The organism is Streptomyces sp. CRN 30 (genome assembly GCF_034105845.1).
This window is the reverse complement of sequence record NZ_JAVRHI010000091.1, coordinates 22,554-47,550: the sequence shown is the minus strand read 5'-3', so window position 1 is coordinate 47,550 and position 24,997 is coordinate 22,554. Positions and strand designations below refer to the sequence as shown.

Genomic DNA, 24,997 nt, shown 5'->3' with positions numbered 1-24,997 from the left:
CTGTAAAACAGCCGGTCAGCCTCTGTGAGACGGTCGCCGCGGTCAGGCTGCCAGCGGCCTCGACATCGCGCGCGCCGGGGTCTCGGGAATCCGCGTCCGGGCGGCCGTGAGACGGGTCGGCGGGGCGGGGGTGCCGGCGGTGCGGACGCGGTACGTCGTCTTGCCCGGGTCCACGAGGGGACCGTCGAGCGCGATCCGTCCGAGCTCGTGCAGCCGGTCGCAGACCGCCGTCGGCAGCGCGACGTAGCAACCGCCGCGCTTGCTGCGGGAGTCGTACGGCTGCCAGTAGCCGTAGCGGCGCCGGCCGCCGGTGTGCACGGTGACGAAGACCGGGGTGCGCGGGTCGGCGATGACGCGCAGGACGGCGGCGCTGTCCGTGTCGAACGGGTCCTGCGGGAGTTCGGCGAGGTAGTTCTCGCGCGGCGGCGCGACCGCCCTCGGGCGGGGCTCGGCGACCCGCAGGGTGCCGTGGTTCCTGGTCTGGAGGCATCCGGCCGCCCGCCCGCCGCGCACGGCCACGCCCCGGCCCGGGGCACCGGTATGGTCCGTCGCCGCGCGCGACGGGGCGGGCGGGACGACGGTCGGAGCCTGGGCGAGGGCGGGAGACATCAGCGGTTGCCTTTCACGGGGAACTCAAGATCACCTACCCAATCCAACCAGATGTTGATCTTATTTACCCAACTTTTCGCGAACTGCGTGTCGTTGACTTCACAGCCCCGCTCACCCGCGTCGCGCGGCCCGGCTCACCCGCTCGCGCGGCCCCGCCCGCGCCCTTCGCGCCGCCCCTCACGCATCCCTCGCGCCGCCCCTCACGCACCCCTCGCGGTCCCCTCCGTGCTCTCCCGAAGCACCAGCCGGTGGGCGACGACCAGGTCCTGCGGCGACCGGCCCCGGTCCTCGGCGGCGACCGCCCCGGCCGTGTCCGCCTCCTCGTCCATGCGGTGGCGCAGGAGGTCCACGGCGACCCTGGCGACGGCGGCCTTGTCGGGCGCCACGGTGCTCAGCGTCGGCACGCTGAACCGCCCGCCCTCCACGTCGTCGAAGCCGATGACGGCGACGTCCTCGGGAACCCGCAGCCCGTGCTCGTGCAGGGTGCGCAGGGCGCCCAGCGCCAGTTGGTCGTTGAGGCAGAGCAGCGCGTCGGGCCGCTCCCCCGCGCCCAGCACCCGGGCCACGGCCTCGGCGCCGTCCGGCATCCGGAACGAGGTCACGGGCAGCAGCGCCGCCGGTTCGAAGGCGATCCCCGCCTCGGCGAGGGCGGCCCGGTAGCCCCGGGTGCGGGCCTCCGCCGTACCGAGCCCGGTGTCGTCGCGGCCGCCGACGGCCAGGATCCTGCGGCGGCCGAGACCGATGAGGTGCTCGGTAGCCGCCCTGGCCGCCTTCTCGTTGTCGATGGCGACGTGGTCCGCGCCCTCCTCCAGCAACTCGCCGAGCAGGACGGTCGGCGGCGCGTCCGCGCGCTCGCGCAGATCGTCGGCGGTCAGCGCGAGCGGGCTGAGGATCACGCCGTCCACGAAGGAGGAGCCGAAGCCGGACAGGGCCGCCAGTTCGTGGTCGCGGTCGCCGCCGGTCTGGTGGATCAGCACGGTCAGGGAGCGCCGCTCGGCCTCGCGGATGACGTGCCGGGCGAGTTCGGCGAAGTACGGGACGTCCAGCTCGGGGACGACCAGGGCGATGATGCCCGTACGCCCCTTGCGCAGGTGCCGTCCGGCCAGGTTCACCTTGTAGCCCAGGTGGTCGATGGCCTCCTGGACCACGCGCCTGGTCCGCTCGGAGACGTGGACGTAGTCGTTGATCACATTGGACACCGTCTTCTCGGACACCCCCGCGTGCCGAGCGACGTCCTTGATCCTGGGCCGTGCCACCGCGTACCTCCCTGCCCCCTCGTCGGCCCCGAGTGTAGATCGGGGCAGGCCGGGAGCGGCCGGGCGGTCCGTCCGCGCTCCCCGGTCCCTGAATACCGGCCAGGGGACGCAGACTCTTTACAGCCAATGTACATCGATGTAAAAACGTGCCACCGCACCGCTTCAAGCCGGTGCGCACCCCGCCTGCCGGACACGGCGGGCCACGCCCGCCGTGGTCCGTCGCCCACCGGCACGCGTGTCCGGCGTCGAAAGGTCAACGATGACTGCGCGATCCCCTGTCCCCGCCCCGCCTCCCCGGCCCGCCGCCGTCAGCGGCCTGACCCGCCGTCGCCTGCTGGGCGCGGGCACGGCCGGGGCGGGCGCGCTGCTCGCCGCGGGCGCGCTGTCCGGCTGCGCCTCACCGGCCTCGGCCTCCGACGCCAACGCCCTGAGCGTCTGGGACCCGTTCCAGGGCGGTGACGGCCTGCTGATGGACGACATGATCAAGGCCGTCTCCGACGCCGGACGGGGTTTCGACATCGACCGGACGATCCTGGACTGGGGACCGTCGTACTACACCAAGCTGGCCATGTCGGCGGCCGGCGGCCGGGCCTCCGACGTGGCGGTCCTGCACCTGTCCCGGCTGGCCGGTTACGCCCCCGCCGGCCTGCTGGACCCCATCGACCTGGACGTGCTCGCCGAGTTCGGCGTCACCGAGAAGGACTTCACGCCAGCCGTCTGGAAGCGGACGCAGCACGACGACACCGTCTACGCGATCCCGCTGGACGTCCACCCCTTCATCGTCTTCTACGACAAGGACGCCGCCGACAAGGCGGGACTCCTCGACTCCTCGGGCGAACTGGCCCCCATGGGCTCCCCCGAGGCCATGCTGGACGCGGGCAAGGCGCTCGCCGACGCCACCGGCCACGCGGGCATCGTGTTCGGGCACGTCAACGACACCGCGCAGAACTGGCGGCTGTTCGCGGCCCTCTACGCCCAGACCGGGGCCGCCTTCACCCTCCCGGACGGCGGGGCGCCGAAGATCGACGTGGACGCCGCGGTCAAGGTCGTGTCGTTCATGCAGCAGCTGTTCGACGGGAAGACCAGCCCCGACGACCTGGACTACTACGCCGGTCTCACCATGTTCACGTCCCGCCGCGGCGGCATGGCCTTCCTCGGCGAATGGGAGCTGCCGACGCTGAAGGCGGCCGGATTCCCGCTCGGCGCCGCGCCCTTCCCGCAGGTCTTCGACCACCCCGCCGTGTACACCGACAGCCACAGCTTCGTCCTCCCGCACCAGGACAACCCCGACCCGGCCCGGCGCCGCGAGTCCCACCGGTACGCCGCGGAGATGCTCAAGCAGAGCCTCACCTGGGCGAGCGCGGGCCACATCCCGGCGTACCAGCCGATCCTCGCTGAACCTCAGTACGCCGGCCTCAAGCCGCAGTCCTCGTACGCGGACGCCGCGGAGGTCGCGGTGCTCGATCCGCCGAACTGGTTCACGGGAGCCGCCTCCGCCTTCCAGGTCGCGATGTGCCAGCCGCTCCAGTCGGCGCTGCTGGGCGACACGTCCGCCGAGAAGGCGGTGCGGCAGATGGTCCGCGAGTCGGACCGGCTGCTCAAGCAGCCGAACCCGGTGTCCTGACGAGCAGAAGGAGTGATCCCGTGACCACCACCGCACCCCCCGGCACCGACTCGCGGACGGGTCCCGACGCCCGCCGCGCCGAGCGCCCCCGCCGCACCGGCCGGCAGCGCTCGCTGAGCGCCCCCGGCTCCGGCCTGTTCTTCGTGCTGCCCTTCCTCCTGCTCTTCGTGCTCTTCCTCGTCTGGCCCGTCGTGCAGGGCCTCTGGATGAGTTTCACCGACTCCTCGCTGGCGCTGCGCGACACCGCCTTCGTCGGCTTCGACAACTACGCCGAGGCGTTCGGCGACCCCGACGTGTGGAGCAGCCTCGGCAACACCGTCTTCTTCACCGTCGCCTCCAGTGTGCCGCTGGTGATCGTCGCGCTGGCGATGGCCCTGCTGGTGCACAGCGGGATCGCCGGCCAGTGGGCCTGGCGGCTGGCGTTCTTCGCGCCGTACCTGCTGCCGGTGACGGTGGTGACGCTGATCTGGACCTGGCTCTACCAGCCGGACCTGGGCTTCGCCAACCAGCTCCTCGACACCCTCGGCATGGAGCCGGTGGGCTGGCTGTCCGACGAGTCCGTGGCGATGTGGGCGATCGCCGCCCTCACCGTCTGGTGGACGGTCGGCTTCAACTTCCTGCTCTACCTCGCGGCCCTGCAGTCCCTGCCCACGACCTTCGACGAGGCGGCGGCGCTGGACGGCGCGGGCGCGTGGCGGCGGCTGTGGTCCATCACCCTGCCGCAGCTGCGCCGGACCACCGGTCTGGTGGCCATGTTGCAGGTCCTGGCGTCCCTGAAGGTGTTCGACCAGATCTACATCCTCACCAAGGGCGGCCCCAACAACTCGACCCGCCCCGTCTTGGAGTACGTGTACGACGTCGGCTTCACCGGCTACCGGCTCGGTTACGCCTCGGCGGTCTCCTACCTGTTCTTCGCCCTGATCATCGTCGTCTCGCTCGTGCAGCTCCGCCTCTTCCGCCAGGAGGACTGACCGTGTCCGCCACTCTCACACCCTCGCGCCCGCGGCGTCCCCGGGAGGCGGCCGGCTCCCCGCTGCTCCTCGGCCACGGCCGGCTCCCCCGCGTCCTGGCCGGGACCGCGCTCGTCGTCCTGGCCGCCGCCTGGCTGCTGCCGTTCGTCTGGGCGGTCATCACCTCCGTGCAGAGCGAGCAGGACGTCTCGCAGCCCGGACTCTCCCCGTTCAAGGGCGCGTTCACCCTGGACGCCTACCGGCAGATCCTGGAGCGCGGGAACGTGCCCGTCTGGGCGTTCAACAGCTTCCTGATCGCCGGTCTGGTCACCGTCATCACGGTGGCCGTCTCCACGCTCGCGGCGTACGGCTTCTCGCGCGGCACGTTCCGCGGGCGGCGGGCGCTGCTCGCCGTCACGGTGGCCGCCATCATGATCCCGCCGCAGCTGCTGATCGTGCCGCTGTTCCAGCAGATGCTGATGTTCGACCTGGTGGACACCTACGCGGCGGTGATCCTGCCGCAGGTCGTCGCGCCGATGATGGTGTTCATCCTGAAGCGCTTCTTCGACGGCGTCCCGCGGGAGCTGGAGGAGGCGGCCCGGATCGACGGCGCCTCGGAGTTCCGGGTGTTCTGGTCGGTGATCCTGCCGCTGTCCCGGCCGATCGTGGCCGCCGTGGCGATCTTCGTCTTCATCGGCGCGTGGAACAACTTCATGTGGCCGTTCATCGTGACCAACGACGCGGAGCTGATGACCCTCCCGGTCGGCCTGGCCACCGTGCGGGACTCCCACGGCGTCCAGTACGTACCGGGGATGGCCTCCGCGCTGCTGGCCGCGCTGCCGCTGATCGTGGTGTTCCTCTTCTTCCAGCGCCGCATCGTCAACTCCGTGGCCACCACCGGCCTCGGCGGTTCCTGAGCCCGAATCCCCTTCGCCCCACCGATCGACTGGAGCATGTGTGCCCACCAACTCCGTACCGCGCCCGGAGTATCCGCGACCGCAGTTCACGCGCCGCGACTGGCTCAACCTGAACGGCGCCTGGCAGTTCGAGACCGACCGGGGGGACAGCGGCCTGGAACGCGGCCTCCTCGGCCGTGAGCTGCGCGACGAGATCCTCGTCCCCTTCCCGCCCGAGTCCGAGCTGTCGGGCATCGGTGACACCGACTTCCTGGAGGCCGTCTGGTACCGGCGGACGGTGGCCCTGCCCGCCGAGTGGGCGGGGCGCCGGGTGCTGCTGCACTTCGGCGCGGTCGACCACGACACCACGGTCTGGGCCGACGGCGAGGAGGTCGCCCGGCACCGCGGCGGCTTCACCCCGTTCACCGCGGACCTCGGCGACATCGCCGGCACGGGCGAGGAGGTCGTGCTCACCGTCCGCGCCCGCGACCCCAGGTCGGGCCCGCAGGCACGCGGCAAGCAGGCGGTGCAGTATGCCAACCACGACTGCAACTACACGAGGGTCACCGGCATCTGGCAGACGGTGTGGCTGGAGCCGGTCCCCGAAACCCATCTGCGCAGGCCGCGGATCACCCCGGACCTCGCCGGTTCCGCCTTCCACCTCGAACTGCCGCTGTCCGGCAACCGGCCCGGACACCGGGTACGGGCCGTCCTGAGCGACGGCGACGGCGAGGTGGCCCGCGCCGAGGCCCGCGCCGACCTCGACCTCGCGCCGCGCCTGCACCTGCCGGTGCCGGAGGACCGGCGGCGCGAGTGGGGCCCCGGCGACCCGCACCTGTACGGCCTGCGGCTGGAACTCCTCGACGCCGACGGGCAGGTCGTCGACCGAGCGGAGAGCTACGCCGGGCTGCGCGCCGTCGGGCTGCGCGGCAAGGCCGTCCTGCTCAACGGCCGCCCGGTCTTCCAGCGGCTCGTCCTCGACCAGGGCTGGTACCCGGACGGACTGATGACCGCGCCGACCGACCAGGCTCTGGTCCGGGACATCGAACTGGCCCTGGAGGCCGGCTTCAACGGCGCCCGGCTGCACCAGAAGGTGTTCGAGGAGCGGTTCCTGTACCACGCCGACCGCCTCGGCTACCTGGTGTGGGGCGAGTTCGGCGACTGGGGCTGCGAGACCGGCGGCTCCTCGGGCGACAACCAGAAGCCCGACGCCTCCTACGTCGCCCAGTGGCTGGAGGCCCTCGAACGGGACTACTCGCACCCCTCGATCATCGGCTGGTGCCCGCTCAACGAGACGTACCAGAAGCTGCACGACCGCGTCACCCAGCTCGACGACGTCACCCGCGCCATGTTCCTGGCCACGAAGGCCATGGACACCACCCGGCCGGTCATCGACGCCTCCGGCTACGCCCACCGGGTGCCGGAGACCGACATCTACGACTCCCACAGCTACGAGCAGGACCCGGCCGCCTTCCGGCAGCTGATGTCCGGCCTCGCCAAGGACGAGCCGTTCGTCAACGCCTACGAGAACGGGGCCGCGTACTCCCAGCCGTACCGGGGACAGCCCTACTTCGTCAGCGAGTTCGGCGGCATCTGGTGGGACCCGGAGGCGGCGGCGGAGCTGTCCGGCGAGGACCGCACCCTCTCCTGGGGGTACGGCGAGCGCATCCGGGACGAGGAGGAGTTCCACCACCGGTTCGGCGGGCTCACCGAGGTGCTGCTGGGCGACCCCGGGATGTTCGGCTACTGCTACACGCAGCTGACCGACGTCTTCCAGGAGCAGAACGGCGTCTACCGCTTCGACCGCTCCGCCAAACTCGACGTCGCACGCGTGCGTGCCGCGCAGCTGCGGCCCGCCGCCATCGAGGAACAGGGGTGACGAGCCCGAGGACCTGAAGGGAGGGGGCGGGGGCCGCGGCCCCCGCCCTTCGGGTCAGACCCGCTCCAGCCGCCAGAGCTGCGGCTGGAGTCCGTTGCACGTCCACTGCTGGACGTTGGCGCCGGCCGTGCGGGAGCCCTGGGCGACGTCCAGGCACTGTCCGCTGGAGCGGACGACGAGCCGGTAGTAGCCCCGGCCGGCGTTCTGGAGCTTCCAGTCCTGAGCGGCGGCCGCGTTGCAGTACCACTGGCGGACGTTCGCGCCCGCCGTGGCGGAGCCGTTCTCCACGTCCGCGCAGTAGCCGCTGTTGCGGCCGGTGAGCGTGAAGATCCCGGTGCCGTGCGCGCTCAGCTTCCACTGCTGCGGGCCGAGACCGTTGCAGGTCCACTGCTGGATGTTGCCGCCGGCCGTGCGCGAGTCGGCCGCCACGTCCAGGCACTGCCCGCTGTTGGCACTGACCAGCCGGTAGTAGGCGCCGTCGACGACCCCCGCGGCGTCACCGGTGCCGGTGACGGAACCGGTGGCGTAGTACGGCTTGCAGACCGTGCCGTCGAAGTCGGTGGCGATCTGGAGGACCGTCCGGCCGTCGGCCGAGGGCAGCAGTGGCGAGCTGTAGTTCTCGCAGTAGTTGATCTGGGGGTCGGACACGTCGACCGGCGCCTCGATCTCGTACCACGGTCCGCTGCCGTTCTCGGTGTTGGCGAGGATGGTCCGGCCGCTCTCGGCGGCGACGCCGCCGTCCTTGTCGAGCAGGCGCTGTCCGATGAGCAGCAGGCGTCCGTTCGCGCCGCCGTTCGGGTCCGGCGCCCAGGCGATGGTGGGCGTGGCACGGAAGTACTTGCCGTCGACCGTCTCCGGGCGGATGCCGAGGTCGGTGACGCTCCCCCAGTTCCAGCCGTCGGCGGAGGTGCGGTAGTGCACCACGCACTGGTACTGGCCGCCGGGGGTGCAGATCTCGTAGCTCATGAAGTAGGTGCCGTTCGGCAGCTTGCGGACCACCGGCATGCCCGGCCGGTCGGTCGCCAGGGAACTGGCGACGGTGTCGTGGCGACCCTGCCAGGTGACACCGTCGTAGCTGCGCACGGCGACGAGTTTCTGGCTGTGCGCGGAGTCCGTCTCGTCGGAGTAGTGGCAGACCAGCGCGCCGTCCGAGGCGATGGAGAACTCCGGCTCCCACAGGCCGCTGGTGCTGCCCGCCACCGCGCACGACGACAGGTAGGACCAGGTGCGGCCCACGTCGTCGCTGCGCCAGACGCGCAGCGCCATCCGGCGGTCCGACTCGTCCTGGCCTGCCGAGGAGGCCCACAGGAGTGTCCCGGCCGGCAGCGCTCCGACCTGCTGGGGCAGCTCGAACAGGGTGGTGCAGCAGAGTCCCTGGCCACCGGCGGACTCACCGTCGGCGACCCGGCCGACCTCGCGGAAGGTCGCGCCGTTGTCGGTGGACTCGTGGATGGCGCCGATGCCGTTGTCGCCGTCGAAGGTGACGACACTGGCGAGGATCCGGCCGTTGGCCGACCCGTTGTGGGCGAGGCGGACGGCCCGGGGGTAGAGCCCCGTGCCGTCGCGCAGCGGCGTACCGGTGGCCGCGACGGAGACGGCGTCCGCCGCGGCGGAGGTGGTCGCCTTCGTGGAGGCGGTCGCCTGCGTGGCGGCGGTCGCCTTCGTGGCGGTGTCGGAGGTCGCGGCGACGGCCGGCACGGCGAGCAGGGTGCTCAGCACGGCGGCCAGGGCGAGGAGTACGGCGTGGGGGCGATGACGTCCGAGGGAGCGGAACAGGTGGTGCGTCAACACGTTCTCCTTTCCTGCAGGGAATTCCTGCCGGCGAGATCCGCGCCAGGCTAGAGCCGGATGTACATCGATGTAAACAGGTGTGCGCGAGCCTCAGTGGGCCGGACCGCCGGGGGTGAGGACGCGTACGCGGTCGTCGGTTCCGTCGGTCAGGAAGCGGGCGAGGGAGCGGCCCTCCTCGGTGACGTCGTCGAGTTCCGCCCGGGTGAGGGAGCGCAGCGGGGTGACGACGAGGGTGCCCGCCGCCATGGTCCAGGTGGCGGAGACCCGGCCGTCGACAAGCGCGACCCGCTCCCCGGCGACCGAGAGGCCGCGGTGGGCGTCGTCGATGATCCGGCCGCGGTCCTGGTAGCCGAGGATCGCGTTGTCGAAGGCCGGCAGGAATCTGACGGGCGCGGGGGTGTCGGGGTCCGGGCGCGGGGCGCCGGGCAGGTCGAGCAGTTCGCGGCCCCGGGTGTCCCGGAAGGTGACGAGTTCCTCGCGTACCGCCTTGACCGCGGCGGGCAGTCCGGTGAGCCCGCACCAGGCGCGCAGGTCGGCGGAGGCGGCCGGCCCGTACGCGGCCAGGTAGCGGCGGACCAGGTCCCGGCCGACGGGGTCGGACCCGTCCGGGGGCGGCGGGGTGACCTCCCGGCCCAGCCAGGTCGCGAGCGGCAGGTTGCGGACACCCGCCCGCGCGCGCCACAGTCCGCGCGGCGGCAGCTGTGCCATGGGGACGAGGGCGGCGACGAGCAGTTCACCGAGGGGGCGGCGGGGCCGGCCGGGGAAGCGGTCCGCGACGGCGTCGACCAGTCCGGCCATGGTGCGGGGCAGGCCGTCGGCCATGGCCTCGCGTCCGGCCGCCGCCACCTCCTCCGGGTCGAGTCCGGCGAGTTCGTCGCGGTAGGTGGTCAGGACCCGGCCGCGCAGCATCGTGTCGTGCCGGGCCCGCCAGGCGAGCGCGTCGCCGGCCGCCATCAGGTGGACGGTGCGGCGCATCAGGTGGGTGCGGACGGCCTCCCGGCCGGTCAGCAGGGCGTCCAGGTCGGCCGGCCGGAAGGACCGCACCCTCGACCACAGTCCGGTGAAGGGTTCCTGCGGCTCCTGCGCCTGCATGCCGCACAGGTGCGTGAGGACGTCGAGGGCCGGGGCGTCCGTGCGGTCGAGGAGGAACTGCCGGGCGAGGGTGGCGCGGTTGAGGGCCCGGGGGCCGAGGACGGTCATGACGGCGTCCGTTCGTCCAATGCGTTCGGTCGGTCGGTGTGTTCGGTGCGGCCGGTGCAGCCAGCGTGGTCGGCCCGTTTAGTTCGGTCGGCTCGTCGAGTGCGGTCGGTGCGCGGAAGGGGGCGGGGCGGCTCGTGTTTCCGGCCGCCCCGCCCCTCGGCGCCTGGTCAGCCGTTGTACGGGGCGGCGACGTCCAGGACCCAGACGACGCCGAAGCTGTCCTTGAGCATGCCGTAGAGCGGTGCCCAGGCGGTCGGTGCCAGCGGCTCCACCACCGTGGCGCCCGCGGACAGCTTCTCCCACAGCCCGGTGATCTCGTCGGCGTCGTCACCGCGCACCGAGACGAAGACGGGGTTCTCGCCCGGCTGGTACGGCTTGGCGGACGGCACGTCGTAGGCCATGACGCGGAAGCCGTTGTCCGCGGTCACCTGGCCCCACATGACCCAGTCCGCCTCGTCCGGGTCCGGCGCGGAGCCGGTGTCCTTGTAGGTCACCGCGACGACCTCGCCGCCGAAGACGGACCGGTAGAAGTCGAGCGCGGCGCGGGCGTCGCCCCGGAAGTTGAGGTGGGTCGTGGTCTTGACGGACATGGTGGCTCCCGGCCTGTGTGGTGCCGCGGTCTCCTCCGCGGCCGGTGATTCCACACTCGCACCGGTAGCGGACAGGGTGTGTCCGCTACCTGGAGCATGATGGGACCCATGCCGAAGACGTCCGCGCGCCTGCTCGCCCTCCTCTCGCTGCTCGGGTCCCGCCGCGACTGGCCGGGGGAGGACCTGGCCGCGCGGCTCTCGGTCAGCGCGCGCACGGTGCGGCGTGACGTGGAGCGGCTGCGGGAGCTCGGCTACCCCGTCAGGGCCGTCAAGGGGCCCGACGGCGGCTACCGGCTCGACGCCGGGGCGCTGTTGCCGCCGCTGCTCTTCGACGACGAGCAGGCGGTGGCCCTCGCGGTGGCCCTGCAGACGGCCACCGCGAGCGGCGCGGGCATCGGTGACGACGCGGCGCGGGCGCTCGCCACCCTCCGCCAGGTGCTGCCGGCCCGGCTGCGCCACCGGATCGCCGCGCTCCATGTCACCGCGGTGCCCCCGCCCGGCGCTCCCCCGGTCCAGGCCGACAGCCGGGTGCTGATGGAGATCAGCGCGGCGGTCCACGCGCGCGAGGAGCTGCGTTTCGACTACGCGCCGGCCGCCTCCGGCGGGGCGGCCGGCGTGACCGCCCGGCGGCGCGTGCAGCCGCACCACCTCGTCACCTGGCGGGGGCGCTGGTACCTGCTCGCCTGGGACCTCGACCGCGCGGACTGGCGGACCTTCCGCGCCGACCGTGTCGACCCCCGTACGCCCACCGGCCCCCGGTTCACGCCGCGCGACGTTCCCGGGGGCGATGTCGCCGCGTTCGTCGCGGGCCGGTTCCGCGGCTCCGACGGCACGGCCGGGTGGCCCTGCCGCGGCGAGGCGGTCCTGGACCTGCCCGCTTCCTCCGTGGCGCCCTACGTCCACGACGGCTTCGCCGAGGAACTGGGGCCCGGCCGCTGCCGGGTGGTCCTCGGCTCCTGGTCCTGGGCCGGGCTGGCCTCGGCGTTCGGCCGGTTCGACGCGGACCTGAGCGCCGTGCGCCCCGCCGAACTGCGGGCGGCGTGCGCGCTGCTGGCCCGGCGTTACGCCGTCGCCGCCGACTCCGGTTCCGGCCCCGTCGGGGAGTGAGCGCCGGCGGCCCGTTGTCAGTGGCTCCTGCCACACTCGGTCGCACGCCACATCCACGGCGGCTCCGGACCGAGAAGGCGGCAGCAGACGATGGCCGAGACACCCACACCCCGACACCTCTCACCCCGTTGGTCCGGTGACACCCGTCCCGCGCTGCCCTCCACCGGCACCGAGCGCGAGACGCTCGGCGCCTATCTGGACTGGCACCGGGCCACCTTCGCGCAGAAGTGCGCCGGCCTCTCCGCCGAGCAGCTCTCCACCCGGGCGGTGCCGCCCTCCGCTCTCTCCCTGTACGGCCTGGTGCGGCACCTGGCCGGGGTCGAGCGCTGGTGGTTCCGCATTCAGTTCGCCGGTGAGGAAGTTCCCTTGCTGCATTACTCGGACGACGATCCGGATCAGGACTTCGAATGGCTGGACGGCGACCCGCAAGAAGCCCTCGCGCAATGGCAGACGGAATGCGAGCGGTCACAGCGCATCACCAACGCCGCGAAAAGCCTGGACGAAACGGGCATACGCCGGAGCACCGGCGAACCCGTCTCGCTGCGTACCGTCCTGGTACACCTTCTCACCGAGTACGCCCGGCACAACGGCCACGCCGACCTGCTGCGCGAGCGCCTGGACGGCGCGACGGGAGCGTGACGGCACCGAACAGTCGCAAGACATTCACATTCGCGGGGCAACCTGCTTCGAGGGCACAAATAACTGCCCAGTAACACATATGACCCCTGGTAATGTGCGCGCCGTTCCACCCCCCACAGAACAATGCACTCAATCCTTGGATTCACTTTATGACTGGTACGCCAGACGAAACCCCCACGAACACCTTCGTCCCGGGCGGACGGCGTCGGCACCGCAGGACAAGAGTGAGCCGCACCAGCGCGCGACGGGCACTCGTGCTCGCGATGGCCGTCCCCGTGGCCTCGGCCACCCTGGCCGGCACCTCGGCGTTCGCCGCCGACGACACCGCCACCACGGCGGCGAGCGGTGCCACCACGGCCGGCACCCTCGACGCCGACGACCAGAAGCTGATCGAGAACCTCACGGAGCGCGTCGCCGACGAGCGGCTGGGCACCGACGTCAGCGGCGTGGTGCTCGACGCGGACTCGGACACCACCCTCTGGGACCACAACGGTTCCACGGCGCTCATGCCCGCCTCCAACGCCAAGCTGGCCACTGCGACCACCGCCCTGACCCTGCTGGGCGCGAACCACGAGTTCACCACCAAGGTCGTCTACGGCGACGGCACCCTCACCCTCGTCGGAGGCGGTGACCGCACCCTCACCAGCGACGACCTCGCCGAGATGACGAAGGACGCGGTCGCGGGCCTCAAGGCCGCGGGCCGCACCGACGTCAAGGTCCGTGTGGACGACAGCCTGTTCGCCGAGCCGACCCTCGCCAACGGCTGGAACGACGGCTACTACCCCACCGAGGTGGCGCCGGTCCGTTCGCTCGTCGTCGACGGCGCCGCCGTCGAGGACACCTCCCTCGACGCGGGCAAGGTCTTCGCCGAGCAGCTCACCGAGACCGGCATCACGGTCGACGGCGAGGTCGGCCGGGCGACGGCGAAGCAGTCCGACGTCCCGGTGGCGCAGCACAGGTCGGCGCCGCTGTCGGACATCGTCAAGCAGATGCTGAAGACCAGCGACAACAACATCGCCGAGACCCTGCTGCGGATGACCGCCGTGGAACTGGGCAAGCCGGCCACCTTCGAGGGCGGCGTCGAGCTCGTCCGCCAGGTGCTGAGCTCGTACGGCATCTCCCTGGACAACTTCGAGATGTACGACGGCAGCGGTCTCTCCCGTGCCGACCGCATACCGGCCGCCACCCTCGCCCAGCTCCTCGACTCCATCACCGAGGCTCCCGCCCTGAAGTCGATCCTGGACGGCCTGCCGGTCGCCGGTGAGGCCGGGGCCAGCCTCGGCCCGGAGTGGGGCCGCTTCGACGACCCGAACTCCGAGTGCGCCGTAGGCAAGGTGCAGGCGAAGACCGGCACCCTGACCGGGGCCATCGCGCTGAGCGGCGTGACGCGGACCGAGGACGGCGAGTGGCGGGTCTTCTCGTTCATCGAGAACAACTCGACCGCCGACCCGAGCGACATCAAGGACGCCATGGACGGCCTCGCGGCCACCGTGAACGGCTGCTGGGCCTGACGGCTCCGCCCGCACGTCCGGCTCGAAGTCCGCGCGCCGCCGGTTCTCCGGCGGCGCGCGGACGCGTGAGCCCTCACACGCGTGAACCCTCAGACGCGTGAACCCTCAGGGCCCCACCGTTCGTTGAGCCTTCGACAGCGCACCGCGACACGCCAGGCGACACGACTCTGTTTGAGGAGTTCCGGTGAAGGATCTCAAAGCTTCGATCGAATCGGTGGAACAGCTCGCCACGGTGTGGCGGGCGATGGTCCTGGACCGCGACCCGGGGGCCGACGTACGCGACCTGCCGGGCATCGCCGTCCGCTGGGCCGACTGCCGGTTCGCGTTCTGGAACTGCGTCACCCTGACCGACGTGGCGGCCGACGCGGCGCTCCTGGGGCGGCGGTTGGACGAGGCCGCGCGGCTCATGCGGGCCAAGCGACGGGCCGGGTTCCTGTGGCTCTTCGAGGATCTGCTGGACGACGGGGCCCGCGCGGCGCTGGACGCGGCGGCGGAGCGGGCGGGGCTGCGGTACGCCTTCCCCGGCACCGGCATGGCCGGTGACCTGCTCCCCGTACCCGACCCGGTCCACCCGGACCTGACCTTCGTCCGGGTCGCCACCGACGAGCATCTGCGGGCGTACGCGGACATCAACTCCCGCGCGTACGGCTTCGGCCTGGACGAGGGCCGCGACGGAATCGCCGGCTCCGCGCTGTGGAAGAAGGACGTGCACGCCTATCTCGGGCTGCGCGACGGCACCCCGGTGACGTGCGCGGCGACCTTCCCGGCCGAGGGCAGGCTGTTCGTCGCGCTGGTCGCCACCGAGCCGGGGTGCGAGCGCCGGGGCTACGGCGAGGCGGTCACCCGGAAGGCGCTGCACGAGGGCGGGCGGGCCACGGGGCTGACGCGCGCCGCACTGCACGCGACGGCCGCCGGGGCGCCGGTGTACCCGCGTATCGGCTTCCGGCCCAACTCACCGATCCGCTTCTACGGCCTGCGGGACTGAGCAGATCCCACGGCCTGCGGCACGAGCAGATCCCACGGCCCGCGGAACCGAGCCGGTCCTACCGTGGGGCGCCGGCCGGTGCGATGCGGGTGACGCCGTCCTCGCCGCCGGGGCCGGACGCCGACTTGTCGAGGACGTAGGCGGTGCCGTCGCCCCGCAGGTGGACGTGGTTGGGCAGCGCCTCGGTGGCGATCGTCTCGGTGACGTTCCCGGCTCCGGGCGCGACGACCGAGACGGTGCCGGCGAGGCGGTTGACGACCAGGACCCGGTCCGAGCGGCGGTCGGCGGCCACGGACTTGGCGCCCTCGCCGGTGGGGACGGACCGGGTGACGGTGCGCGTGCGCAGGTCGAGGACGGACACGGTGCCCGCGCCCTGGTCGGCGGTGTAGGCGGTGCGGCCGTCGGCGGAGAGCGCGACGGACAGCGGCCCGTCGCCGGTGGGGGTGAACCGCGGCGTCGAGGAGCGGGGGGTGACGGTGATGACGCGGTCGTGGGTGAAGTCGGCGGCGTGGACGGTGCCGGTGCGCTCGTCCACCGCCAGTCCGGTCGGGCCGGATCCCTCGACCGTGACGCGCCTGACCTCGCGGTGAGTGCGGGTGTCGAAGGCGACGACCGAACCGCTGCCGTAGGCCGTCGTCCACACCAGGTCGCGCCTCTCGTCCACGACGACCTCGCGGGCGTGCGGGACGCCGGGCACGGTCGCGAGGTGGCGGCCGGTGCGCTGGCTGTAGACGGCGATGCTGTCGTGGCGGGTGTTGGTGACCCACACGGTGTTCCGCTCGTCGTCGACGTCGATGCCGTACACCGCCTCGACCGTGCCGTCGGCGGCGTCGAGGGGCGCGTCGTACGACGCCAGCACCTCCAGTGTGTCCGGGTCGAGCCGCACCAGGCTCGACCGGGTGGTCGCCGCCGGGGGCTGGCCCACCGAGGCCGTCGCCCACAGCACGTCGTTCCGCTCGGAGTACGCGGACTGGTAGAGCCCGGGGACGAGCGGGGCGGACCGGACGGCGGACGGACCGGCCGCGGGGGCCGCGGTGACGGCCCCCGTCGGCGTGAGCGCGCCGGCCGCCGTGAGGATCACGGCGGTGGCGGCGGCGCGGCGGACCCGTAGGGGGGTCGATGGCATGAGGTGCGGTCTCTCTGCGTGGGCGCCTCTGGGCGAGCGGGTGCGCCACCGGGCGGGGCGGACTGAAGGTATCCCCGGGGTAAAACTTAGGTAAGGCTAAGCTAATAGGATCTTCAGTCGCGAGGCAACTACAGCAGATCGCGCGGCACCGTCTCGTTCCACGTACGGGAGAAGACCCGGCGGTCCCCTTCCCAGCCGTCGAGCGTGGCGTCGACGAAGAAGTCGTGCTCGTCGCAGGTGAGCCGGGTGTGGGTGACGACCCGCACCTCCCAGGGCTCGCGCCGGAAGGTCATGGTCCACGTCGACTCCCCGCTGACGGAGGTGAAGTCGTCGGCGACGGCCCCGTACCGCTCCTCGGCCCGGAGACCGGTGTCCAGGCCGATCTCCTCAAGGCGGACCGTGCCGCGGTCCTTCACGATCTCCAGCTCGGCGCGGTAACCGACCAGGTCGCGCTTGACCTCCCAGCGCTCCTCCCGCGGCGTGAGCAGCGTCGTGGCGAGGGGCGGGGTGCCCTCCGGCAGGCCGAACGGCTCGGCCGGTGTGTCGTCGGGCGTGTCCGCCGGCCGCACCGGGAGGGTGAGCGTGCTGGAGTGCTCGCGGACGCGCAGCCGGGCCGGCTTCGGCGGTGGCCAGGCGAGCGGCCAGTACGACGTCGACAGCGACAGCCGGATGCGGTGGCCCGGCGGGAAGATCTGCGCCACGCCGTTGAGGTGCACGGTGGCGCGGTACCGGCGGCCGGGCTCCAGCGGCTCGGGGTGCTCGGTGCCGGCGTGCCGCGTGAGGTTGAGCAGCCCGTACGTCACCCGGGTCGCGGCCCCGTCGGGCCGTACGTCGGAGATCCGGGCGGCGACCATGGCGACGGGTTCGTCGACGGACAGGTCGAGGTCGACGGTCGGTGAGCCGAGGATCTCCACGCCCTCGGTGAGCGGCTCCGTCTCGAAGACGAGGGAGCCGCCGTCCTCCTCGCGCTGGTCGTAGGGCAGGTCCGGCGGTGCGTTGTAGGAGGCCCACTTGCCGGCGAACTGGCCCACGGAGAGCGGGGAGAGCACCGTGAGCTCCGCACCGTTCTCCGCCCCGTCCGCCGGCGCCGGCTCGTCGGCCGGTGCGATGCGGTGCCGCAGGAGGGGGTGGGTGACGGGTTCGACGTTCGGGGACGGCCAGGACGGCTCCGACACCCAGCGGCCGGGCCGCTCCTCGTAGGCGGTCGACGGCTCGACGCTGTCCTGCATCCAGGTCCGCAGCATGGGGCCGTCCATGACGCCGTTGTCGACGCCCCTGAGCCAGTGGTCCCACCAGCGCACCACCTCCTGGAGGTAGCCGATGGCGGGGCCGGGCTCGCCGAGGTGGGGGAACTTGTGCGACCAGGGCCCGATCAGACCCTTGCGGGGGACGTCGAGGTGGGCGAGGAGCCGGGTGACGGCGTTGGAGTAGCCGTCCGCCCAGCCGCTGGAGGCGAGCACCGGACAGCGGACGGCCGTGTAGTCCTCGGCGACGGAGGCGTGCCGCCAGTAGTCGTCGCGGCGCTGGTGGCGCAGCCACCGCAGGACCCAGGGGTCGGTGTTCTCCAGCCGTTCGAGCCACATGTCGCGCCAGCGCTCGCCGACCACCGCCGGGTCGGGCGGGCAGGTGGCGTAGGCGAACATGGTGCCCGCCTCGGCGAGGTTGTCGGAGAGCATCGCCCCGCCCATGTAGTGCATGTCGTCGGCGTGCCGGTCGTCGGTGAAGGACGCGATGACGACGGCCTTCAGGCTCGGCGGCTGCCGCGCCGCGACCTGGAGGGCCGCGAAGGCGCCCCAGGAGATGCCCATCATCCCGGTGCTGCCGTCGCACCAGGGCCGGTCGGCGAGCCAGGCCAGGACCTCCTCCGCGTCGCGCTGCTCCAGCTCCAGGTACTCGTCCTCCAGGACGCCCTCCGACTCGCCGGTGCCGCGGATGTCGACGCGGACGCAGGCGTACCCGTGCCCGGCGAGGTAGGGGTGGTGGACGGAGTCGCGGACGGCGGTCAGGTCGCGCTTGCGGTAGGGGACGTACTCCAGGACCGCGGGCACGGGTTCGTGGTCGGAGGAGGTGGGGCGCCACACGCGGGCCGACAGGCGGACGCCGTCGGACATCGGAATGACGACGTGCTCCTCCTCCTTGGTCGCGTACGGCAGTTGGGTGACGTGACGCATGTACGGGGCCTCCTTACGCGCGTGGTCCTTCCCCGGGCTCGTCGATCACGAGCCCGAGGGCCGCCACGCAGCGGTCGAACTTCCGGCGCAGGTCTTCCTCGTCGTCGCCGCCGGTGAAGATGTGCGCCACTTCGTAGCTGTAGCTGTCCTGCTGGGCGAGGCCGGACAGCCGCTGTCCCTCCTCGGGGACGACGTCGACGCGTACGCCCGGTATCTCGCGCTCGATCTCGGCGATCCGCTCGGCCGAGGGCACGTCGCGCACGACGCCGTCCGTGAACCAGCGGTAGTACCACTTGGCCGCCATGGCGTACTCGCCCTGCCGGTAGGGCACGGCGGGGTCGGTGCCGAGGGCCAGCGCGAGCATGCAGTGGTGGTTGGGCACTCCGTCGACGAACTCGAAGAGTTCGGCGTGCGACTGGGAGTGCCGGGGGTTGATCTCCAGGAGGTTGATCTCCTGGGTCTTCGGGTCGTAGAAGTACTCCACGCTGAAGGTGGCCTCGTCGAATCCGACCTGGGCCAGCACGCGCCGGGTGACGTCGTGCAGTTCGGTGACGACCTGGGGCGGCAGGGCCGAGGGGTACTGGTGGCGCAGGAAACACGGCGTGTCCGGATAGTCGATGGAGTCGAGTACGCCGTACACGGTGATCTCGCCCCGGTGCGCGTAGCCCTCGACCGCCACCTGGATGCCCGTCAGGGACTCCTCGGCGAGGCAGACGCTGCCGCCCACGCCGCGCATCTCCGGCGGCAGGTCGACCCGGTCGAGGATGTGCTCGAAGGGTCGGCCGACGCGGTCGATGCCCTCCCGTATCTCGGCGACGGCCGCCCGGAACTCCTTCTCGTCCTGGACGCCGAAGGCGAGTTCGGAGGAGTAGGACAGGGCCGGCTTCAGCCACATCGGGAACGACATGCCCTCGGGGACGCGCGGCGGATCGGCGTCCAGGTCGACGCGGCCGAAGCGCGGCAGGCGGTCGGTGACCTTGGCCTGTTCGACCCTGCTCCAGTATTTGTGCTCGCACTTGACGATCGATTCGAGGCTCGTGGTGCGGGTCCCGTACCGCTCGCCCAGGATCGGCACGAGGGTGCTCACCGGGAAATCCCAGTAGCCGACGATCGCGTCGACACTCCCGTCGAAGGCGTCGAGGATTTCCTCCGCCTTCTTGATGACGTCCGGCAGCGACACTTCGCCGTCCTGCAGTTCCGCCACGGTCAACAGGCCGTGGAACCGCAGCGATTCGCTGCCGGGCACCGCCTGGAGCGTCGGAAGATTGGCCTCGTCCAGGCCGACCACGAAAACGTTCTTGATATCACCGGCTGACATTCTTCTCCCTCCCAAGATCGCCGGAGTACCCGGCCTCGTCTTCGTCAACCACGCCGTGCGGAAGGGGAATGCCGTGATAATGGGTGCCGTGAACGGGTATTCGAGCACTTCGTCACGTGGGGGACGGACATCATGCCCAAGCACGCCAGGCCGAGGCCGCGCTCCCTGCGTATCGGCATCCTCGTCACCGCCGGGGCCGTCACGACGACGGCCCTTTCCCTTGCCGGCGCCGCCGACGGGAACCCCTCGGGGCCCCGGGTGACGCAACTCGCCCTCGGACCGGGGTACCTGGCCGCCGGGGAGAGCGCGGCGGCGCGGCTGGAGATCGCTGCCGACCGGTGCGTCACCGCGTCCCGGATCACGGTCGCCGTACGCGACGAGTCGGGCCGCAACGTCGACTTCCCGGACGCGGCCTCCGGCGTACGGCTCTGCCCCTCGGGTCACACCTTCACCTCGGGGCAACGCGCCTTCCCCGCCGGGACGTACACGATGTTCGGTTCGTGGCGGGACGGCGAGGGGACGTGGCACCCGCTGCCGTCGGCCGAGCTGAAGGTCGGGAAGGCGGCGCCCTCGGCCTCCACGGCTCCCCCGGCAACGTCGACGACTTCCACAGCGTCCCCGGCGGCTTCCCCGCCCCCCGCGTCCACCCCGGCCGCTCCGTCGACCGACGCGACCGATGCGACCGGCACGGCCGGGTCCGCCGGGTCTGCCGGGTCCGCCGCCCGGCCGACCTGGGACGAGTCGGGCACGTGGCGGCTGAGGTTCTCCGACGACTTCGACGGCGACGCGCTGGACACCGCGAAGTGGAACACCGGCTGGTTCGGCACCGGCGTCACCGGACCGGTCAACAGCGCCGAGGACGCCTGCTACGACGAGCGGAACATCCGCGTGTCCGGCGGGGCGCTGCGGCTGCGGCTCACCGACGCGGAATCGTCGTGCAAGGGGGCGTCGCGTCCGTACTCCGGGGCACACGTCAACACCATGGGGAAGTTCTCGTACAGCTACGGCGCGGTCGAGTACCGCGCCCGCGTCCCGGCGGAGGACGGCGAGGTCGCCAACTGGCCCGCGCTCTGGGACACCGGCGAGTTCTGGCCCCGGGACGGCGAGACCGACACCATGGAGGGCCTCTCCGGAGAGATCTGCTCCTACTGGCACAGCACGGGGACGGACCGGGGGCACTGCCCGTCCGGGGAGCGCACCGGCTGGCACACCTTCGGGCACCGCTGGGAGCCCGGCCGGATCACCTGGTACTACGACGGCAAGGCCGTGCACACCCAGAGCTCCGGCGTGGTCGGCTCCCCGCACTACCTGGTCATGCAGAACACCCAGGGCTCCTTCGGCGGACCGACGCTCACCCCGGCCGACCTGGAGGTCGACTACGTACGGGTGTGGTCCGAGTGACACGGGTGGCGGGTGGTCACGCGAGGGGAGCACGAGAGGTGGCAGTCCCGCCGGGGGGCCGTGACACTGAGGGGACGAGCGCTCGGAGACAGGCGGGTCATGAGCACCATCGAAGAGACGGTCGAGATCGCGGTGCCGGTGCGCACCGCCTACAACCAGTGGACCCAGTTCAAGGTCTTCCCGCGGTTCGTCTCCGCGGTGAAGGGCGTCGAACAGATCAAGCCCACCCTCACCCGCTGGGACGTCGGGTTCGGCCCGGCGCACCGCGAGTGGCTGGTCGAGATCGTCGAGCAGCGGCCGGACGCGTACGTGCGCTGGCAGGTCCTGGGCACGCGCCGCGGCGGTGAGGTGTCGTTCCGCTCCCTCTCCCCCGACCGCACCTCGGTCACGGCCGGGGTGGGCCCGGCCGACGCCCTCGGGGTGACGCGCCGGGTGCTGCGGAGCGGACTCGGTGACTTCAAGGAGTTCATCGAGGGCCTCGGCGAGGAGTCGGGGGCGTGGCGCGGGGCGGTCCACAACGGGCACGTCGTCCCGGCGGGCTCGGAACCGCTGACGTGCCACGGACCCCACTGGCCGCACGGCTGACCCCCTACCCGGAAAGCGAGAGTCCCGCCCGATGCACAAGCCACCGACCGAAGAGCCGGCGGAGAACCTCACCGTCGATCCGCCCAAGAAGTGGGCGACGGGCGCGCCCGCGGCGGCGCACGCGCTGCAGTACTCCCTGGAGGAGACCTCCGTCCGGCGTACGGGGGTGACGCTGCTGACCATGAACCAGGTGGACGGCATCGACTGCCCCGGCTGCGCCTGGGCCGATCCCACCCCGGGCCACCGGCACGTGAACGAGTACTGCGAGAACGGCGCCAAGCACATCAACGACGAGGCGACGACCCGCAGGATCACCGCCGACTTCTTCCGCCGGCACTCGGTCACGGAGCTCGCCGGCCGCTCCGACCAGTGGCTCAACCAGCAGGGACGGCTCACCGAGCCGGTGGTGAAACGCCCTGGTTCGGACCATTACGAGCCGGTCGGCTGGCAGGAGGCGCTGGGGCTGCTCGCGGAGGAGCTGCGGTCGCTGGACTCCCCCGACGAGGCGGTCTTCTACACGTCGGGCCGGGTCAGCAACGAGGCCGCGTTCGTCCTCCAGCTCTTCTCCCGGGCGTACGGCACCAACAACCTGCCCGACTGCAGCAACATGTGCCACGAGTCCAGCGGCTTCGCGCTGCACGAGACCCTGGGCACCGGCAAGGGCACGGTCAGCCTGGAGGACCTGCACCACGCCGACCTGATCTTCCTGGTGGGACAGAACCCCGGGTCGAACCACCCGCGCCAGCTCAGCGCGCTGGAGGAGGCCAAACTCAACGGCGCCCGCATCGTGGCGGTCAATCCGCTGCCGGAGGCGGGACTGCTGCGGTTCAAGAACCCGCAGAAGCCGCGCGGGGTGATCGGCCGGGGTGTCGACATCGCCGACCGGTTCCTGCAGATCCGGCTCGGCGGCGACCTGGCGCTGTTCCAGGGGCTGAACCGGCTGCTCCTGGAGGCCGAGGACGCCGCCCCGGGCACCGTCCTCGACCACGACTTCATCCGCGCGAGCACCGACGGCTTCGACGCGTACACCTCCCATGCCCGCTCCGTGGCCTGGGAGGACATCCTCGGCGCGACCGGGCTGACCCGCGCGGAGATCGAGCAGGTCCGCGACGAGGTGCTGCGCAGCGAGCGGATCATCGTCTGCTGGGCGATGGGCGTGACGCAGCACAAGCACGGCGTGCCCACCATCCGGGAGATCGTCAACTTCCTGCTGCTGCGCGGGAACGTCGGCCGGGTCGGGACCGGTGCCTGTCCGGTGCGCGGGCACAGCAACGTGCAGGGGGACCGCACGGTCGGCATCTGGGAGCAGATGCCGGACTCCTTCCTGGACGCGCTGAAGGACGAGTTCGGCTTCGACCCGCCCCGGGCGCACGGCCTGGACTCGGTGAACTCGATCAAGGCGATGCGCGAGGGCCGCGTGAAGTTCTTCCTGGGGGTGGCGGGAAACTTCGTACGGGCCGCTCCGGACAGCGACGTCACCGAGGACGCCATGCGGCGGTGCCGGCTCACCGCGCACATCTCCACCAAGCTCAACCGGTCGCACACCGTCTGCGGTGAGACGGCCCTCATCCTGCCGACGCTCGGCCGCACCGAGCGGGACGTCCAGGCCACCGGCGAGCAGTTCGTCACGGTGGAGGACTCGATGAGCGAGGTGCACGCCTCGCGCGGCCGTCTGGAGCCCGCCTCCCGGCTGTTGCTGAGCGAAGTGGCGATCCTCTGCCGGCTGGCCCGCCGGACCCTCGACGGCAAGGCGGACATCCCCTGGGACCGGTTCGAGGCCGACTACGGCACGATCCGCGACCGGATCGCCCGCATCGTGCCGGGGCTGCACGACTACAACCGGCGGGTGGACCGCCCCGGCGGGATCAGGCTGCCGAACCCGGTCAACGAGGGTGTCTTCGGCACGTCCTCCGGCAAGGCGCAGTTCAGCCGCAACGACTGGCAGGCGCCGGAGGCACCCGAGGGGCACCTGCTGCTCCAGACGCTGCGCTCGCACGACCAGTGGAACACGGTTCCGTACACCACCAACGACCGCTACCGGGGCATCCACGGCAGCCGACGGATCGTGATGGTCAACCCGGAGGACCTCACCCGGCTCGGGCTGGCCGACGGGGACCACGTGGACGTGGTGAGCGTGTGGTCCGACGGCATCGAGCGCCGCGCCGAGGACTTCACGGTGGTGCCGTACCCGAGCGCGCGGGGCTGCGCGGCCGCGTACTACCCGGAGACCAACGTCCTGGTGCCGCTGGACAGCGTGGCCGAGGGCAGCAACCAGCCGGCGTCCAAGGGGCTGGTGGTACGGCTCGAGACCCGGACGACCCCGGATTGACGTGCGGTTTTCCCGTCGACTAGGTTTCTGTCCCGCTGCCGCCCAGCGGTCGGCCAGAGACATGCCCAGCCGGTGGAACGGCCCCGCGCCGCGAGTCCGGACCGAGTCGCCAGGACAGCTTCGGCGTCCGAGGCGGGGACGTGTCCGCCAGATGGAGCTGTCCACACATGCGTCGCCTTCGTTCCCCTTTCCGTCCCCGCGCCGCCGTCCTCGCGCTGTCGGCCGCCCTCGCCCTGTCGGTCACCGCCTGTTCGGGCGGTGACGGCACGGCGGAGGAGGCGAAGAGCGCGGGACCGGCGGTGACACCGCCGCCGGTGCGCACCGGCTTCGACTACCAGCTCGGCGGCGCCTACACGCCGCCGAAGGGTGTCGAGGTCGTCGCCCGGGACCACACGGCGTCCCCCGCCTCCGGCCTCTACAACATCTGCTACGTCAACGCCTTCCAGGCCCAGCCGGACGCGGCGGACGAGTGGGACTCCGACCTGCTGCTGCGCGACGAGGACGGCGAGATCGTCATGGACGACGACTGGGGCGAGGCGATGCTGGACATCTCCACCGCCGCCAAGCGCGAGCGGATCGCCGAGAAGGTCGACGGCTGGATCGACTCGTGCGCATCCAAGGGTTTCGACGCGGTCGAGCCGGACAACTACGACACCTACACCCGGGCGCCCGAGGGACTGCTGAGCGCCGGTGACGCCGAGGCGTTCCTGAAGCTGCTCGCCGGGCACGCCCACGACGAGGGCCTGGCCATCGGCCAGAAGAACACCCCGCAGCTGGCGAAGGACCGGGAGGAGGTCGGCCTCGACTTCGCCGTGGCGGAGGAGTGCGGCAGGTACGAGGAGTGCGACGCCTACGTGGACGCGTTCGGCGACGACGTCCTGGTGATCGAGTACGACGAGAAGGGCCTCAAGGCCGCCTGCGCGGGCTGGGGCGAGGAGATCAGCATCGTCCGGCGCGACCTCGACGTCCTGCCGGCGGGCCGCGCCGGTCATGTACGGGAGACCTGCGACGACGTGTGAGGCACGGCCCG

At 72.0% G+C, this 24,997-nt stretch carries 20 protein-coding genes; 12 read left to right on the top strand and 8 right to left on the bottom strand.

The annotated features are described in order from the left end of the window. Positions 1-42 precede the first annotated feature (42 nt). Positions 43-609, bottom strand: coding sequence for a hypothetical protein (locus UW392_RS08665; protein ID WP_320774300.1), 567 nt, complete (start codon positions 607-609; stop codon positions 43-45). A 200-nt stretch (positions 610-809) separates the two neighbouring features. Beyond that, entirely contained in the window at positions 810-1,865 is a 1,056-nt protein-coding gene (locus UW392_RS08660; RefSeq protein ID WP_320774299.1) for a LacI family DNA-binding transcriptional regulator, read from the bottom strand. 259 nt (positions 1,866-2,124) lie between these two features. Here UW392_RS08660 and UW392_RS08655 point away from each other — a divergent pair, with 259 nt between their 5' ends. The 4 genes from UW392_RS08655 to UW392_RS08640 are packed head-to-tail and all read left to right on the top strand — an operon-like array spanning position 2,125 to position 7,214. Then, complete coding sequence (locus UW392_RS08655; protein ID WP_320774298.1) at positions 2,125-3,489, top strand: extracellular solute-binding protein; 1,365 nt, start codon at positions 2,125-2,127, stop codon at positions 3,487-3,489. Between the two features lie 20 nt (positions 3,490-3,509). Then, the gene (locus UW392_RS08650) at positions 3,510-4,460 is read left to right on the top strand and encodes a sugar ABC transporter permease (RefSeq protein ID WP_320774297.1); all 951 of its coding nucleotides are present in this window, start codon (positions 3,510-3,512) and stop codon (positions 4,458-4,460) included. 2 nt (positions 4,461-4,462) lie between these two features. Then, the gene (locus UW392_RS08645) at positions 4,463-5,356 is read left to right on the top strand and encodes a carbohydrate ABC transporter permease (protein WP_320774296.1); all 894 of its coding nucleotides are present in this window, start codon (positions 4,463-4,465) and stop codon (positions 5,354-5,356) included. A gap of 40 nt (positions 5,357-5,396) precedes the next feature. Further along, on the top strand, positions 5,397-7,214 hold the full coding sequence (locus UW392_RS08640) for a glycoside hydrolase family 2 protein (protein ID WP_320774295.1): 1,818 nt from the start codon (positions 5,397-5,399) through the stop codon (positions 7,212-7,214). 54 nt (positions 7,215-7,268) lie between these two features. On the opposite strand, the gene UW392_RS08635 is transcribed toward UW392_RS08640, so the two are convergent. From UW392_RS08635 to UW392_RS08625, 3 genes are all read right to left on the bottom strand, one after another. Beyond that, positions 7,269-9,002 (bottom strand): RICIN domain-containing protein, encoded by a 1,734-nt coding sequence (locus UW392_RS08635; RefSeq protein ID WP_320774294.1) that lies wholly within the window; start codon positions 9,000-9,002, stop codon positions 7,269-7,271. 93 nt (positions 9,003-9,095) lie between these two features. Beyond that, complete coding sequence (locus UW392_RS08630; protein WP_320774293.1) at positions 9,096-10,205, bottom strand: winged helix DNA-binding domain-containing protein; 1,110 nt, start codon at positions 10,203-10,205, stop codon at positions 9,096-9,098. Positions 10,206-10,372: 167 nt separating this feature from the next. Next, positions 10,373-10,795, bottom strand: a complete 423-nt coding sequence (locus tag UW392_RS08625) for a VOC family protein (protein ID WP_320774292.1) — start codon at positions 10,793-10,795, stop codon at positions 10,373-10,375. A 108-nt stretch (positions 10,796-10,903) separates the two neighbouring features. Between UW392_RS08625 and UW392_RS08620 the strand changes: the two genes are divergently transcribed. From UW392_RS08620 to UW392_RS08605, 4 genes are all read left to right on the top strand, one after another. Next, complete coding sequence (locus tag UW392_RS08620; RefSeq protein ID WP_320774291.1) at positions 10,904-11,902, top strand: helix-turn-helix transcriptional regulator; 999 nt, start codon at positions 10,904-10,906, stop codon at positions 11,900-11,902. A 90-nt stretch (positions 11,903-11,992) separates the two neighbouring features. Beyond that, on the top strand, positions 11,993-12,541 hold the full coding sequence (locus tag UW392_RS08615; protein WP_320774290.1) for a DinB family protein: 549 nt from the start codon (positions 11,993-11,995) through the stop codon (positions 12,539-12,541). 149 nt (positions 12,542-12,690) lie between these two features. Further along, complete coding sequence (gene dacB / locus UW392_RS08610; protein WP_320774289.1) at positions 12,691-14,052, top strand: D-alanyl-D-alanine carboxypeptidase/D-alanyl-D-alanine-endopeptidase; 1,362 nt, start codon at positions 12,691-12,693, stop codon at positions 14,050-14,052. A gap of 244 nt (positions 14,053-14,296) precedes the next feature. Beyond that, complete coding sequence (locus UW392_RS08605; protein WP_320774347.1) at positions 14,297-15,037, top strand: GNAT family N-acetyltransferase; 741 nt, start codon at positions 14,297-14,299, stop codon at positions 15,035-15,037. Between the two features lie 58 nt (positions 15,038-15,095). On the opposite strand, the gene UW392_RS08600 is transcribed toward UW392_RS08605, so the two are convergent. From UW392_RS08600 to UW392_RS08590, 3 genes are all read right to left on the bottom strand, one after another. After that, positions 15,096-16,163 carry a YncE family protein gene (locus tag UW392_RS08600; RefSeq protein WP_320774288.1) on the bottom strand — a complete coding sequence of 356 codons (1,068 nt, stop codon included), beginning with the start codon at positions 16,161-16,163 and terminating at the stop codon, positions 15,096-15,098. A 128-nt stretch (positions 16,164-16,291) separates the two neighbouring features. Next, positions 16,292-18,334 (bottom strand): CocE/NonD family hydrolase, encoded by a 2,043-nt coding sequence (locus tag UW392_RS08595; RefSeq protein ID WP_320774287.1) that lies wholly within the window; start codon positions 18,332-18,334, stop codon positions 16,292-16,294. Between the two features lie 13 nt (positions 18,335-18,347). Continuing rightward, positions 18,348-19,652, bottom strand: a complete 1,305-nt coding sequence (locus UW392_RS08590; RefSeq protein ID WP_320774286.1) for an ATP-grasp domain-containing protein — start codon at positions 19,650-19,652, stop codon at positions 18,348-18,350. 132 nt (positions 19,653-19,784) lie between these two features. Between UW392_RS08590 and UW392_RS08585 the strand changes: the two genes are divergently transcribed. The 4 genes from UW392_RS08585 (at position 19,785) to UW392_RS08570 (ending at position 24,986) form a co-directional block, all read left to right on the top strand. Beyond that, a complete protein-coding gene (locus tag UW392_RS08585; protein WP_320774285.1) occupies positions 19,785-21,053 on the top strand; it encodes a glycoside hydrolase family 16 protein in 1,269 nt (422 codons plus the stop codon). 99 nt (positions 21,054-21,152) lie between these two features. Further along, positions 21,153-21,638 carry an SRPBCC family protein gene (locus UW392_RS08580; protein WP_320774284.1) on the top strand — a complete coding sequence of 162 codons (486 nt, stop codon included), beginning with the start codon at positions 21,153-21,155 and terminating at the stop codon, positions 21,636-21,638. Positions 21,639-21,669: 31 nt separating this feature from the next. After that, positions 21,670-23,967 (top strand): FdhF/YdeP family oxidoreductase, encoded by a 2,298-nt coding sequence (locus UW392_RS08575; protein WP_320774283.1) that lies wholly within the window; start codon positions 21,670-21,672, stop codon positions 23,965-23,967. A 167-nt stretch (positions 23,968-24,134) separates the two neighbouring features. Further along, positions 24,135-24,986, top strand: a complete 852-nt coding sequence (locus UW392_RS08570; protein WP_320774282.1) for an endo alpha-1,4 polygalactosaminidase — start codon at positions 24,135-24,137, stop codon at positions 24,984-24,986. The last annotated feature ends 11 nt before the right edge of the window (positions 24,987-24,997 follow it).

Bases quoted from the DNA above. Each gene is read 5' to 3' on its own strand.
- UW392_RS08570 (WP_320774282.1), top strand. From the start codon at position 24,135: ATGCGTCGCCTTCGTTCCCCTTTCCGTCCCCGCGCCGCCGTCCTCGCG.
- UW392_RS08580 (WP_320774284.1), top strand. From the start codon at position 21,153: ATGAGCACCATCGAAGAGACGGTCGAGATCGCGGTGCCGGTGCGCACC.
- UW392_RS08665 (WP_320774300.1), bottom strand. From the start codon at position 609: ATGTCTCCCGCCCTCGCCCAGGCTCCGACCGTCGTCCCGCCCGCCCCG.
- UW392_RS08620 (WP_320774291.1), top strand. From the start codon at position 10,904: ATGCCGAAGACGTCCGCGCGCCTGCTCGCCCTCCTCTCGCTGCTCGGG.
- UW392_RS08605 (WP_320774347.1), top strand. From the start codon at position 14,297: ATGGTCCTGGACCGCGACCCGGGGGCCGACGTACGCGACCTGCCGGGC.
- UW392_RS08575 (WP_320774283.1), top strand. From the start codon at position 21,670: ATGCACAAGCCACCGACCGAAGAGCCGGCGGAGAACCTCACCGTCGAT.
- UW392_RS08615 (WP_320774290.1), top strand. From the start codon at position 11,993: ATGGCCGAGACACCCACACCCCGACACCTCTCACCCCGTTGGTCCGGT.
- UW392_RS08585 (WP_320774285.1), top strand. From the start codon at position 19,785: ATGCCCAAGCACGCCAGGCCGAGGCCGCGCTCCCTGCGTATCGGCATC.
- dacB (WP_320774289.1), top strand. From the start codon at position 12,691: ATGACTGGTACGCCAGACGAAACCCCCACGAACACCTTCGTCCCGGGC.
- UW392_RS08590 (WP_320774286.1), bottom strand. From the start codon at position 19,652: ATGTCAGCCGGTGATATCAAGAACGTTTTCGTGGTCGGCCTGGACGAG.
- UW392_RS08655 (WP_320774298.1), top strand. From the start codon at position 2,125: ATGACTGCGCGATCCCCTGTCCCCGCCCCGCCTCCCCGGCCCGCCGCC.
- UW392_RS08625 (WP_320774292.1), bottom strand. From the start codon at position 10,795: ATGTCCGTCAAGACCACGACCCACCTCAACTTCCGGGGCGACGCCCGC.
- UW392_RS08595 (WP_320774287.1), bottom strand. From the start codon at position 18,334: ATGCGTCACGTCACCCAACTGCCGTACGCGACCAAGGAGGAGGAGCAC.
- UW392_RS08600 (WP_320774288.1), bottom strand. From the start codon at position 16,163: ATGCCATCGACCCCCCTACGGGTCCGCCGCGCCGCCGCCACCGCCGTG.
- UW392_RS08630 (WP_320774293.1), bottom strand. From the start codon at position 10,205: ATGACCGTCCTCGGCCCCCGGGCCCTCAACCGCGCCACCCTCGCCCGG.